The 14,069-nt window shown below is 60.3% G+C and carries 7 protein-coding genes; 3 read left to right on the top strand and 4 right to left on the bottom strand.

Translation table 11 applies throughout. The annotated features are described in order from the left end of the window. Positions 1 to 12: 12 nt before the first annotated feature. The 3 genes from SBC1_RS05680 to SBC1_RS05670 form a co-directional block, all read right to left on the bottom strand. Positions 13 to 870 carry an EI24 domain-containing protein gene (locus SBC1_RS05680; protein WP_165088394.1) on the bottom strand — a complete coding sequence of 286 codons (858 nt, stop codon included), beginning with the start codon at positions 868 to 870 and terminating at the stop codon, positions 13 to 15. 195 nt (positions 871 to 1,065) lie between these two features. Beyond that, positions 1,066 to 2,085: a sterol desaturase family protein gene (locus SBC1_RS05675; protein WP_165088389.1), complete on the bottom strand. Its 1,020-nt coding sequence runs from the start codon at positions 2,083 to 2,085 to the stop codon at positions 1,066 to 1,068. A 114-nt stretch (positions 2,086 to 2,199) separates the two neighbouring features. Beyond that, positions 2,200 to 3,210, bottom strand: a complete 1,011-nt coding sequence (locus tag SBC1_RS05670) for a beta-propeller fold lactonase family protein (RefSeq protein WP_165088385.1) — start codon at positions 3,208 to 3,210, stop codon at positions 2,200 to 2,202. Positions 3,211 to 3,743: 533 nt separating this feature from the next. Here SBC1_RS05670 and SBC1_RS05665 point away from each other — a divergent pair. Then, the gene (locus tag SBC1_RS05665) at positions 3,744 to 6,602 is read left to right on the top strand and encodes a YadA-like family protein (protein WP_165088381.1); all 2,859 of its coding nucleotides are present in this window, start codon (positions 3,744 to 3,746) and stop codon (positions 6,600 to 6,602) included. An 88-nt stretch (positions 6,603 to 6,690) separates the two neighbouring features. Further along, positions 6,691 to 7,242, top strand: a complete 552-nt coding sequence (locus tag SBC1_RS05660; RefSeq protein ID WP_165088377.1) for an outer membrane protein assembly factor BamE — start codon at positions 6,691 to 6,693, stop codon at positions 7,240 to 7,242. A gap of 74 nt (positions 7,243 to 7,316) precedes the next feature. Here the strand turns inward: SBC1_RS05660 and hrpA are convergent, their stop codons facing one another. Next, positions 7,317 to 11,582: an ATP-dependent RNA helicase HrpA gene (gene hrpA / locus SBC1_RS05655; RefSeq protein WP_370469612.1), complete on the bottom strand. Its 4,266-nt coding sequence runs from the start codon at positions 11,580 to 11,582 to the stop codon at positions 7,317 to 7,319. A 1,033-nt stretch (positions 11,583 to 12,615) separates the two neighbouring features. On the opposite strand from hrpA, the gene argA reads away from it, so the two are divergent. Beyond that, positions 12,616 to 13,986: an amino-acid N-acetyltransferase gene (gene argA, locus SBC1_RS05650; protein ID WP_165088374.1), complete on the top strand. Its 1,371-nt coding sequence runs from the start codon at positions 12,616 to 12,618 to the stop codon at positions 13,984 to 13,986. Positions 13,987 to 14,069 lie beyond the last annotated feature (83 nt).

The raw sequence follows: 14,069 nt of genomic DNA, 5'->3' as shown, positions 1-14,069 counted from the left end.
TGATCGTGAAAATTAGCCGGAAATTCGGAATTCGGGCGGCGCTGCGGGACCGCTCAGTGGAGGCGAAGCCGCAGCGGTTTCTATTCGCAGACGCTCGAGTGCGTGCAAGCAGTAGTGGGCAAACCAAAGTGCCGAAAAAACGAGGATGAACGCATAGATCCAGATGGTCGCCGCCGCCACGACCGGAAACAATGGCAGCAGCCAGACCGACCACGCCCACAGCATTGTCGGAAGAGACCCGAGCAAACCGCTGATCACGCCTATCCCAAACAGCGGCCAGCGCGCGCGCCGCACAATCGCCCGCCGCTCCTGCGCGCTTGCATGCAACGCGAGCGCGTCATATGTCATCACGCGATAAGTCAGCCAACCCCACAACACGGGCGGAATGATCGCGAAAAATGGCGGGATCAACCATAGCGGAAGCGTGACGACCAGCAGCACCAGGCACACCACGGTTGTAATGACTGAATGTCCAAGACTCCCATACCAGGAACCGCCGTGTCGCATTTCCAGCGCGGCGTATTGGCGCCGTGTCAGCAGCTTGATCACGGCAGGCATGGAAAGCGTCGCGATCAGCAACAGGATTGTTACGACGATCAGTGGAATCGCCATGATTACTATAAAAAACGGTGCAATCACCGCGTGTAGCGACGAAAATCCGATGGAATCGAACAGCCGGTACATTGCCGACGTCAACGCCCAGCCATCAAGCCAGTCACGCGCGGCGCCCGTCAGCGTCTGCCAGAAAAACCATAGGAGCGCGCCCCACGCCACTGTCGCCACGGCGAAAGGCATGAAGGTCAGCCACAGCATTCTCGGATGAAACGCGTTCGCGAGTGCGCGCACGAACGAACGCAGCAAGTCATTCATGCAAAGGGGTGTCTTAAGGGGAAAGAGACAGGATAAACCAGAGAGCGCATGCCGCGCTGCTCGTCCAGATGGCTAACGCTGCAGCAGAAAACAAAGTCGCCGGCCGAGGCCGGCGACTTGGATTGAATTGCCCAAGAGCGCCAAGCCCAAGCAAGTGCGCCCGTTGCGCCCCGAAAGGCCCCTCACCGGGGCCGCTCAGACAGCGGTCGAATCCGAGCCTGGAACTCGAGTTGCCCGATGCGACGCGAGCCGTTCCGCTATCCGTTTGAACGCAAGCCAGTGCTGCGAGACAAAACCATCGCCGTAATCACGCCCGGGCACATCGCCCACAGCCAGTTGATCACGGATGCCAGTCGGCTCGAGCTCGCGATTCCACGACACGCTCCTGAACAGCATGTCCCACCATGGAAGCAGCACGCCAAAGTTGCATCCGTATGTGGTGCCCTCGTGGCCGTAACCAATCGCGTGATGCCGCCTATGGAACGCTGGACTGACGAGCAGGCGCTCGCCTAGCCAGCCGAAGTGCACACGGATATTTGCGTGCTGGACGCTTTGCATCAGGTTAGTGATCGCGACCAGCACCACGAACTGCGACGGCTGCACACCGATCACCAGCGCTACGGTAGCAAAAACCCCTGCTTGCATGACGTTGTCGAGCAGATGGTTTCTGTCGTCCGACCACAACGACATCTTTTGCTGACTGTGATGCACCGCGTGCAATTCCCACCAGATGCCGATTCTGTGCTCCAGCCGGTGATACCAATAGCCGACGAAATCAAGCACCACCAGATAGATAAGAAACGCAACGATTGGCTGGGACGTCACGCCCGGCCACAGGTTGTCGAGCTGGATATTGGAGATATCGTGAAGCCGCAACCAGCTCTGGAAGCTGTCGAAGAACGGCTGGAAAGTGAAGAAAAAGAACAGATTCAGGATGCCCAGCTTGACGATCCACGTATAGAGCGCGTCAACGCGCACGCCTTTGCGGTCCTGCCATTTCTCGGCGGGCCGCAACGCTTCGAGCGGCCGCAGGATGACATACATGACGAGAACTTCAAGCACACCCACGATCACCCAATAGAGCGCGTCAAACGTGTCTTCGTCGTAACCCATCAGATCGGCTTTGAACAGGAACGGCTGCACCACGTTGATGTACAGCAGCGTCTGCATGGTCGAAACGACATTGTCGAACATGGAGAAGATGGAATGAAACATGGTGCTCCGTTACTTTTACCGGGTGCCCTACCCCGTCTTCGCTGCTATACGGCTCAATGCGGCTGGACGCGGTTCAGCAGCCCTTCAATTCAACTGGTCATTCGGCCAACAGTCTCAACCGCCGTTCGGGCCGGTCACCGGAGCTCGATTAAAGAAGTAGATCCCGTGAGGAGAACGACCCACGGCTATTGTCTGGACCAGTTTCCGGTCGTTCAGGTCAATGACCCCAACACGTTTTGCGAACCGGAACGTCACCCAAAGATAACGTTTGTCGGCGGAAAGCTCCATATCGTCGGGGCCTGGCAGCAATCCCGTGATGTCGCCGACGTTCGTTAGCGAATCCTGATCGATGATGCTGATCGTGCTCGCGACCCGGTTCGACACCAACACGTGCTTGCCGTCGGCCAGCGAACGGAAATTGTGCGCACCATTGCCCGTCTTGATCGTCTTGATGACCTTCTGATTACGCCAGTCAACGACCGCAACGTAGTCCGCGCCGGTTATGCCGACCAACAGGTATTGGTCGTTGGGCGTCATCCAGAGGCCAGCCGGCACCTTGCCGACCTTCATTTTCCATTTCACCGTCTGTGTGGCCAGATCGATGGCCGCGACCTCGCCCGACACCTGCAGCGAAATGAATGCTGTCTTGCTGTCGTTTGTGAACGCGATATGGCTTGGCATGACCGCCAGCGGAATCCGCTTTGCGATCGAAATATTGCTGCCGTCATACCGGTAGATATCGAGCCGATCGAGTCGCAAGCCTGTGGACACAAGCCATTTTTTGTCCGGCGAGAAGCCAATCTGGTACGGGTCCTCGATGTTTTCTACCCAGCGCTGCAGCTTGCCCGTCTTCGGGTCAATGAACATCAGGTTGTTCGACACCGAGTTCGCGACAATTAATGACGAATTGTCGGGCGTCGCCATGAGGTGATGCGGTTCCTTGCCAGTCGGGATCGTGGATACAACCTGGCGAGTCGCTTCGTCGATGATGCTCAGCGTAGCCTCCCCGGAATTCAACACGATCACATTGTTGGCACGGGCAGCGGTGCCCATGGAAAAGGCAGCGATCAAAGCAGCGGTTGCAGCAATCGCGCGAGAGAAACGAGTACGGGAAGAATTACGCATGAAAACTCGGGTCGGAAAACAACACTCATTGTAGAACGTTTGCGCTTTTAAGAGGGTTGACGCAGACCGGGGTTCTGGCATTTTTTCGCACTTGCTGCGCAAACGCTGCAGCAGCTCAATCTAAATCGCGGCCCAGGAATGCGACACGCGCCGGCGCGCCAATAGCTCCAAGGGAGAAGCGCGCGAACGGGTTTCCGGAGACGCGACAAAATTCCATACAAATGCCACTCATTTCCACACAAACTTCATTTAGTTTGCAATCCCAACTATTTATTGCGGATCGAGATCAATTTAGGAAAGATCGTGTATATCGCCGACTCGACAACCGGGATCATCCTGCTCTTCTGAGTCCGAAGCGCAGCAATGTAGGAAGCCTGTCCAACGCCCAAGCGGGCCAGAATTTGCGAGGCGGGAGATCCTCGTTACAAGGAACGGCCGCGTTTTAATGCCGACTACCAATGCGGATATGAGCGCGACATGCTCCATCGATCAACCCGACATGTATTTGTCAAATTGTTAGACATCCTTCTTTCATGAATAGAATCTTTAAAGCGGTCTGGAACGAAACCTCCGGCACATGGGTCGCGGCTTCCGAGACGTCGAAGTCGAAGAGCAAGCGCTCTTCATCAGCAGGCAAATTGGTCATGGTGCAAGCGGCAATCGTCGGCGGCCTGCTGGCCGGTTCGGCCGCGCACGCGCAATCGGTCGATGATTGGGCTGGAATAGGCACGGGATCCGATTCGACTCGCCTCGCACCGAGCGCGGTAGCAAGCGGAGCGCAGTCGGTTGCCATCGGTATTGACAGTAACGCATCCTCCGACCAGACGACAGCAGTCGGCTGGAAGGCCTCAGCATCGGGTGAATTTTCAACAGCGCTTGGAAACCGGAGCGTCGCTGCGGGCATGGGGTCCACGGCGGTCGGTGCTGGGGCGAAAGGCTACGACGACGGCGGGACTGCATTCGGTATGTTCAGCACCGCAGACGGAACGAACGCTGTTGCGGTAGGTCCTTACGCCCGAACAAAGGGCGACGGTGCCATTGCCTTAGGCAGTGACGCGCTTGTGCAAGGACCGAACCTGGACGCTGCGGCAAACGCGATCGCAATCGGCTCAACAAGTAGAGCCATGGCAGCCAACGCGGTTGCGCTGGGCGCAAGTACCACCGCATCCGGCGATAGCGCGGTGGCGGTTGGCCCCAACGCTGCGGCGAGCGGAGCCAGCTCGATGGCATTCGGCGATACCGCAGTAGCGACCGGAGCGCAGTCAATCGCCGCTGGTGCGGGCGCTGCGGCGTCCGCCGACAGCGCGACCGCTGTTGGCGCGCTTGCAGAGGCAAACGCGCTTAATGGCGTGGCCGTTGGCAGCTATGCCGTCGCCGCAGAAGAGAACTCCGTCGCCGTCGGCACGAACTCGGCAGCGAAGAAAAACGCGGCTGCGGTCGGACCACGCGCTGCGGCTCTTGGTGAAAGTTCGATAGCTCTCGGCGATACAGCCATCGCGAACGCCAACCAGTCGAGTGCCTTGGGCGCGAACGCTACGGCCTCAGCCGTGGGCTCAACCGCTGTTGGCACTTCGGCCCAGGCGCAGGGCGCGAACGCGCTTGCGGCGGGTAGTTACGCCACTGCCGCAGGAGACAACTCCGTCGCTGCGGGCAACTCCGCGAAATCGGCGCAAAGCGCTGTGGCCGTTGGATTCAACGCACAAGCCGAAGGTGACACTTCGTCGGCCATCGGCACGAACTCCCTTGCTATCGGAGCACGATCGACAGCCTTAGGCCAGGGCGCCGTGGCATTCGGGGACGACTCAACTGCAGTCGGCTCGCTCGCCAACGCGAACCGTACGAACGGTGTTGCAATCGGATTTAACTCAGGTGCCACCGGCGCAAACTCCGTTGCAACCGGCGCGAATACAATTGCATCGGACAGCGCTGTTGCGGTCGGCGACACGGCCCTGGCAACGAAAGCGCAATCCATCGCTATTGGCGCGAATGCTCAGGCATCCGCTGTCGACGCAACCGCCTTTGGCGATTCGGCGCAAGCAACCGACGTCGACGCCCTCGCAGTCGGCCACTCGGCAATCGCAGCCGGCACGAGCAGCATCGCGGTTGGCAGCAACGCCAACGCAGCGTTCGAAAACTCGATCGCCATCGGCAACAATGCGATTGCGAATAACGCCAACAGCGTGGCGCTCGGCGCGGGATCGGCAACAACGGTCGGTGCACAATCCGGCTACGCCGCTTACGGCTTGTCGGGATCGCAAACGTCGACGGGTGAAGTCAACGTCGGTGGCCGCACGATCAGCGGCGTTGCACCTGGCGCGGCAGATACCGACGCGGTCAACGTTGCACAGTTGAAAGCAGTCAGCGACCAGTCAACCGCTGCGATCACCGCAGCAACCGCCGCAGCCGACGGCGCAGTCAAATATGACCGCAACGCCGACGGCTCGGTTGATCATGCAAACGCCACGCTGGAAGGTGATGGCGGTACGACTCTTCACAACGTCGCTGCCGGTGTAGAAACAACTGACGCGGTGAACGTCGGTCAGTTGAACGACGCTATCGGTCAGGTCAACGCGAGCGTTGGCGATGCCGTCAACAACGCGGTGAACAACGCAGTGAAAAACATCGTTGTCGACCCGAGCGATTCGCTGTTCAGCGCGGATGGTTCGCGCAGCACGCAAGCCGCATCGGCGACGGGTGTTGAGGCGGTTGCAATAGGCGCAAACGCAGTGGCGGCTGGCGCGGGTTCGGTTGCCATGGGCAGCGGCGCTCAGGCTTCTGCCGATAACGCCGTCGCGCTCGGCCAGAACGCGTTGGCCGCTGGTACCGGCTCGGTTGCCATGGGTAACGGCGCTCAAGCTTCAGCCGACAACACTGTCGCGCTCGGCCAGAACGCAATTGCCACTGGCACCGGTTCGGTTGCCACCGGTAACGGCGCTCAAGCTTCGGCCGACAACGCCGTCGCGCTCGGCCAGAACTCCGTCGCAGATCGCGCGAACACGGTTTCGGTCGGTGCCGCAGGAAGCGAACGTCAGATCACGAACGTCGCGCCGGGCACACAAGGCACCGACGCAGTCAACCTGAACCAGTTGAACCAAAGCGCCGGCAGCACGTTGAAGCAAGCCAACGACTACACCGACTCGAAAACGGAAGGCACGCGTCGCGATGCCTACGCCGGCACGGCGTCGGCGCTCGCAGTCGCAGGCTTGCCGCAAGCGGTATTGCCAGGCCGCGGCATGGTGGCCTTGGGTGGCGGCACGTATGGCGGTCAATCCGCAGTCGCGATCGGTGTATCGCAACTGTCTGAGAACGGCATCTGGGCTTACAAGGTAAGCGGTACGACAAGCACGCGCGGTCAGTTCGGCGTCTCGGTCGGTGCCGGCATGCACTGGTAAGTCAACGCATCATCCAGAAGGGGTGTCGCGGGCAGTTGCAAAAGCCCGCGACACTGGATCAATGAAAACAACGGAATCCGATCAAGAGATGAACTTCACCCTCCGCAAAGCATCACGCGCACTTCCTGTTGCCGCTGCACTCGCCACTGCCCTTCTTTTGTCGGGCTGCGGCACAGGCAGCCGGCTTTCCAGTGACGGCAGCCAAGATCAACTGGTGTTTCCGGCACCCGACACGGCGTCGAATCTCGGTGGCAGCTATCCGTTGACCGAAGCCTTGCGCAAGCTCAAGCCGGGAATGAACAAAAACCAGATCGCCGCTCTTCTCGGCCGTCCGCAGTTTCAGGAGGGGTTCTTCGGCGTCCGCGAATGGGACTACGTGTTGAACGTCACGAACGATGCCGGCACACCGCAAATGGTTTGCCAGCTAAAGGCTGTATTCACCTCGAGTGACGAAGCGCGCAATTTCTATCGCAAATGCGGCGACAGCGTAGAAAGCCTTGTGGCCGGGAAATGGCAGAAGTATGTGGTGGCCCCCGTCAGCACGCAGGCAAGCGGTTCAGTGAACAGCGAGCCCGTCGTTCTGTCAGGTGCGCCACTGAGTCTTGAAGTCGTCCAGCCTTCGGGCGAAACGGCGAAGTAATCTTGTAGAAGCCGGAACAGAAGCAAGAAAGCGCGAACTCGCCATCAATCGAGCCTCGCGCTTTCCCGCCAGCGTTAACGCTGCATCGACTCCCACACCTTATACAAGCGCTTGACCGAAATAGGCATTGGCGTGCGAAGCTCTTGCGCAAACAGCGACACCCGCAGTTCTTCCAGTAGCCACCTGTATTCACTTAATCGCACATCCGCCACACCACCGCGTTGCGCGACCGCCCGCTGATAGTTTTGCAGCAGCGGCGCTATTTCCGCCGACAATCGCGCGTCCCTCACAGCATCGGCTTTCAGCTTTTCAATCCGCAACGCCATCGCGTTCAGATACCGTGGGAAATGAGATAACTGCGTGTAAGGCGTATCGATAACAAAGCGCTTGCCGATCAATGCGTTCAGTTGCGCGACCATATCCGCATACGGCGCGCCGAACGATTTGGCCTGCGTCAGTTTCTTCAACACCGTCGCGTATTCCATCAGGATCTGCCCCGCCAGCCGCGCGATTTCCTGCGCGAGAAGTGTCAGCCGGCTCTTGCCCTGGTCACGGCGCGCGTAGAAATCCACATCGTTATCTGGAAGCGGATCTTGCAGGCACGCACGGTCCAACGCCGTTTCGATGATCTGGTTCGCAAGCTCCTCCTGCGTGCCCAGCGCCATGTATTGCAACGACATCTCGCGCAACCCGCCCAGATTACGTTCGAGATAGCGAATCGGCTCGCGTAACTGCAACGCGAACAATCGACGCAAACCCGCCCGATGAATCCGCGCAGCTTCTTCCGGCGAATCGAACACTTCGACGTCGCAATGCGTCCCCCGATCGACGAGCGCCGGATAGCCAAATAGCGTCTGCCCCCTCCGCCGGATTTCCAGCAACTCGGGCAATTTGCCGAAATCCCACGTGGTGAGGTTTTCGTAGAGCGCGGTGCTTGAACTGGATCCGGAAGACTCGGACGCCGAAGCCGCTCGCGTAATCGGCGCCGTCGCATCATTACTCCCGTCTAAAGTCGCCCCCGCCGCCAGCTTCTGGAAATGCTGCTGCGCCTGGCTGCCCAGCTCGGTTCGCAATTGCGAGAGATTACGGCCCATCGCGAGTTGCCGGCCGTGTTCGTCGATGACCTTGAAGTTCATGAACAAATGCGCTGGCAGCGTTTCGAGCTTGAAGTCCGACGACTTCATCGCGACCTGCGTTTGCTCACGAATGTCCGCGATCAACGCTTCGAGCAAACCACCCGCGCCGAAAGTCTTGCCGCTGTGCCGCTCGACGACGCCCGCCGAAAACTCGGGCAATGGCACGAGGTGGCGTCGCAATTTCTGCGGCAGCGACTTCAGCAACAGCTGTATTTTTTCCTTCAGCATGCCGCGAACCAACCATTCCGAACGGCGGGCGTCGACTTGATTCAGGCCGAACAGCGGCACGGTCAACGTCACACCGTCGCGTGGAGAACCGGGTTCGAAGTGATAGGTCAGCGTCATTTCGATACCGGCCATCGTCATCCGTTTCGGGAACAGGTCGGTTGTGATGCCAGCAGCTTCGTGGCGCATCAGGTCGTCGCGCGAGAGGAAAAGCAGGCGCGATGACGCGCCGTTCTTTTTTTCCTCATCCCGATACCAGCGCTCGAACGCCGCGCCGGAGTAGATGCCCTTCGGCACGAGCGAATCGTAGAAACCAAAGATCAATTCGTCATCGACGAGCACATCCTGGCGACGCGACTTGTGCTCCAACTGTTCAATATCCGCGAGCAACTTGCGGTTGTGCGCAAAAAACGGCAGTTTCGTTTCGAATTCACCATCGACCAGCGCACCGCGAATGAACAACTCACGCGCGCGCTCCGGGTCCTGCTTGCCGAAACTCACGCGCCGTCGCGCATAGACCGTCAGGCCGTGCAGCGTCGCGCGTTCGAAGGCCGCCACCTGCGCGGCCTTCTTTTCCCAATGCGGCTCCGAGATCGACTTGCGCAACAAATGCGCGCCGACCTGCTCAAGCCATTCGGGTTCGATTTTCGCGATACACCGCGCATACAACCGGCTCGTCTCCACAAGTTCGCCGGCTATGACCCAACGCCCGGCTTTCTTCAGCAGCGCCGAACCCGGCCACAGATAAAACTTGATGCCGCGCGCGCCAAGGTAATACGGCTCGTCGTCGGCTTTCAGGCCCACGTTGCCAAGCAAACCCGTCAGCAAAGCGAGATGAACCTGCTCGAACGTCGCTTCGGACTCGTTCAGGCGCCAGCCATGTTCACGGACGACTGTCAGCAATTGCGAATGCACGTCGCGCCATTCACGCAGCCGCACGTGATTCAAAAAGTTCGCACGGCAGGCATCGGTGAGCTGCTTGTTCGATTTTTTGTGCGCAATCGCGTCCTCGAACCACGTCCAGATTTTTGTCCATTGCAGGAACTCTGAGCGTTCATCGGCGAATTTCTTGTGCGCCAGATCGGCCTGCTCCTGCGCCTCGATCGGCCGATCGCGCGGGTCCTGAACCGACAACGCGCTCGCAATGATCAACACCTCGCGCAACGACTGATGATCGCGTGCGGCAAGAATCATCCGGCCGACGCGCGGATCCAGCGGCAAACGCGCCAGTTCGCGCCCGAGTGGCGTGAGAGCGTTGTCGTCATCGACAGCGCCAAGTTCGTTCAGCAATTGATAACCGTCAGCGATCGCCCGGCCCGGCGGCGGCTCGAGGAACGGGAATGTTTCGATCGCCGTCAGGTGCAGCGATTTCATCCGCAAAATCACCGCGGCCAGTGACGACCGGAGAATCTCGGGATCGGTGAAACGCACGCGCAGGTTGTAATCGTCTTCTTCATAAAGACGAATGCACACGCCGTCCGCCACGCGCCCGCAACGGCCGGCACGCTGATTCGCCGAGCTTTGCGAAATTGGCTCGATCTGCAACTGCTCGACTTTGTTGCGATAAGAATAGCGTTTTACGCGTGCAAGCCCGATATCGACGACATAACGAATGCCCGGAACCGTCAGCGACGTTTCCGCGACATTCGTCGCCAGCACGATCCGGCGCGCGTTCGATGTGCGGAACACACGCTCCTGCTCGGCGGCGGACAAGCGCGCGAACAATGGCAGGATTTCGGTGTGCGGCGGATGGTGCTTGCGCAGCGCCTCGGCGGCGTCGCGAATTTCTCGCTCGCCGGGGAGGAACACGAGGACGTCGCCAGGGCCTTCGCGACAGAGTTCGTCGACGGCGTCCACGATCGCTTCCATCAAATCGCGGTCGTTTTCGCGCTGGGTTCGTGGGCGATCCGGGCGATCTTTTTGCTGCGCGCCTTGTGCTGTGCCCTGAGCAGCCTTGATGGCCGGACTCTCTTCCTCGACCGGCCGATACCGCACTTCCACGGGATACAGCCGCCCACTCACTTCGATGACTGGCGCCGGCTTTTCATCGCTGCCGAAATGGCGCGCGAAACGGTCGGCATCGATAGTCGCCGATGTCACGATCACCTTCAAATCCGGCCGGCGCGGCAAGATTTCGCGCAGGTATCCGAGCAGGAAATCGATGTTCAGGCTGCGCTCATGCGCTTCGTCGATGATGATCGTGTCGTACGCGGCGAGCAGCGGATCGGTCTGCGTCTCGGCGAGCAAAATGCCGTCGGTCATCAGTTTCACCGATGCACCCGGCGACAGGTTGTCTGTGAAGCGGACCTTGTATCCGACTACTTCGCCGAACGGCGTCCCGAGTTCTTCCGCAATCCGCCGACCCGTAGCCGATGCCGCGATCCGGCGCGGTTGAGTATGGCCGATCAGCCCCGTGCCGCCCGCGCCAAGGCCGCGACCAAGCGCGAGACAGATTTTCGGCAACTGCGTCGTTTTGCCGGAGCCCGTTTCGCCGCTGACGATCACCACCTGATTCGCCTGGATCGCCGCAGCGATTTCGTCGCGTCGGGCAGACACCGGGAGCGTTTCGGGGAAACGGATAGGCGGAATGGGGTTGGGTTCGACTACGCGACGCGGGCGTGGGGACTCACGCCGCTGCCGGTTCGCCGGGTCAGCGGCCGATTGCTGTTGCCTATCGGTATCGGCCTCATTGCGTTCGCCCTTCTGCGGCCGGACTGCCGGCCGGGTCTCCTGAGCGCCGGAAACGGAACCAGTGCTGCCCGCTTCGTCGGAACGACGGGGGGGACGCTGCTCTGTCTTCGTTGCAGGGCGTTCAGGTTTTCGCGCCGGACGTTTTCCGGCTGGAGTTCCGGACGGCGCTGCGATCGGTGATTGCTGTGAAACGGTTGCGTCGGACCGATTTACGGATGCGTCTCGCAGTCGTCCCGCGTTGCCGCTTTCGCGAGGATGCGTTCTTCCCGCGTCTCGTAGGGCGTTCACATCCTGCGGATTGCGTCCGGCCCGATCGGCGGAATTGGTCGACGACGGTTTTCTATCCTGCGTCTGTTCCCCGCTACGCCCGACGCTCGCAGTCTGCTTGCCATCGCCCGGTCGAGTATCGCCATCACTCGGTCGCTCGCGTTGACGGGCAGGATGCGCGATACGTTCGACGCTCGCAACGGCTTCACGACGTGCAGGTTCGGCGCTTGAACTGATCGCAGGGATATTCGACGTCCCCTCTGGAGCAGGGCCGGCCTTCGCTACCGGTCCGCGCTTTTCGGCCCGCGCGCCAGCATCGCCCGATGGCTGATGTGAATCACTCCACCCGGCAATGCGGGCTTCCGGCCCACGTTGAATGCTCTTGGCCTCTGCCTGACGCGCGGCCGCCGCCGGTTGTTGTACAAAAACATCGGCAGGACCGCGAACGTGAGGTGTTGAGGAAGGACGTGCCGTTCGACTTTCAGTGGCTTGCTTGCCCGACGATGGATTGCCCGCGTTCCGACCGTTCGCGCCCGCGGCATCGCTATGCCTTTCTCCGGCAGTAGCCGACGAACCCGCAGCGTCCGCCTTGTCGGACAACAAAGTCGATAACGACGACAACGAGGCCAAACTGCCACCACGCTCGTTTCTTCGCGCGGGCTGCGGAGAAGACGCGGGACTGGTCGAAGAACCTCCCGGTTGATCGCGCCGAGCAGATGACGAAGACGGTGAAGAAGGCGAAACTCCCGGCCTTTTCTGAACATTTTTTTTGGCAAGCTGCTGAGCGGCTTGCGCGCTGGCGGCCGCCCCGCCGTGCGGCGCTTTCGACGCATCGGCCGAGGCCCCCGCAAACCGCCGCGCAGCGGCTTCCTTCTTGCGGTTGACGGCACTCCCCGCGTCGTCATCGGCGTCATTTTCGCCATCGCTTTCGCGCGCCGCTGCATCGCGCAGCAGCGCTTCACGCAGCTTTTTCAACTGCTCCTGGGGGTCAAGCTTGTCCGCATCGGCGGCACGTTTGGAAACATTCGGCATAGCACGGCATTATAATCCCGGCATGAATTCTCAAACCGACCTCCCTGCCGCGCCTCCGCCGGTTTCGACCGAGCCTGAAGCGCCTGATGACCACGGCCAGTTCGTGGAATGGATGCGTTCCGTCGCGCCCTATATCCACGCGTTCCGAAACAAGACCTTCGTGGTCGCGTTCGGTGGCGAACTGGTCCAAGAAGGACGTCTGAACGCACTCGTTCAGGACGTCGGGCTGCTGCACGCCATGGGCATCCACGTCGTGCTCGTGCACGGTTCGCGACCCCAGGTGGAAGAACAGCTGAACCTGCACGGCGTGGAATCGGAGTTTTCGCACGGCTTGCGAATCACCGACGCCCGCGCGCTTGAATCCGCGAAGGAAGCGGCAGGCGAAGTGCGCCTCGACATCGAGGCGGCGATCAGCCAGGGCTTGCCGAACACGCCCATGGCGCACGCGCACATCAGCGTGGTATCGGGCAATTTTGTGACAGCGCGGCCGGTCGGCATCCTGGACGGCGTCGATTTCCAGCACACCGGCGTGGTCCGCAAGATCGACGGCGATTCTATTCGCCATTCGCTTACGAGCAGCAAACTCGTCCTGCTTTCGCCGCTCGGTTTTTCGCCGACGGGCGAAGCGTTCAATTTGTCGATGGAAGATGTGGCGTCGGCGGCAGCCATTGCACTGCGCGCCGACAAGATTATTTTCCTGACCGAAACCCCCGGCCTCGTCGATGAAAACGGCGAGCTGGTGCGTGAAATGTCGCTGGACGACGCCTACAGGCTGCATGAAAGCGGCGAACTGCAAGGCGACGCCGCGTTCTACCTGAAGCACACCATTCGTGCATGCCGCGGCGGTGTCGCGCGGGCGCACATCATTCCTTACGCGCTCGACGGCAGCATCCTGCTCGAATTGTTCCTGCACGATGGTGTCGGCACGATGATCTCGTACGAGAACCTCGAAAGCCTCCGTGAAGCGACGCCAGATGACGTCGGCGGGATTCTGACGCTGATCGAACCGCTGGAAATGGACGGCACGCTCGTGCGGCGCGGCCGGCACCAGATAGAACGTGACATCGACCATTTCTCGGTGATCGAGCACGATGGCGTGCTGTTCGGCTGCGTGGCGCTGTACCCGTACACGCAAGAGCGCATAGGCGAAATGGCCTGCCTGACTGTTTCGCCCGAAGCGCAAGGTTCTGGCGACGGCGAACGCTTGCTCAAACGCGTCGAGCAACGCGCACGGGCGCGTGGACTCACGCATATCTTCGTGCTGACCACGCGTACCGAGCACTGGTTTCTCAAACGCGGATTCATCAAGGTAACCGTTGATGACCTGCCTGAAGATCGCCGCCGGCTTTACAACTGGCAACGTAAATCGCTTGTGCTGATGAAGCAGCTTTAACTTATTTCGAGGCGTCCGTCCGGCTGCGAGCGCGATCAGATCTGACTGATCGGCCGCCCGACGCGAAGCGTCCAGCTACCCCG

Origin of the sequence: Caballeronia sp. SBC1, from assembly GCF_011493005.1 — a bacterium.
Taxonomy (GTDB): Bacteria; Pseudomonadota; Gammaproteobacteria; order Burkholderiales; family Burkholderiaceae; genus Caballeronia.
This window is presented reverse-complemented; position numbering and strand designations above follow the sequence as displayed.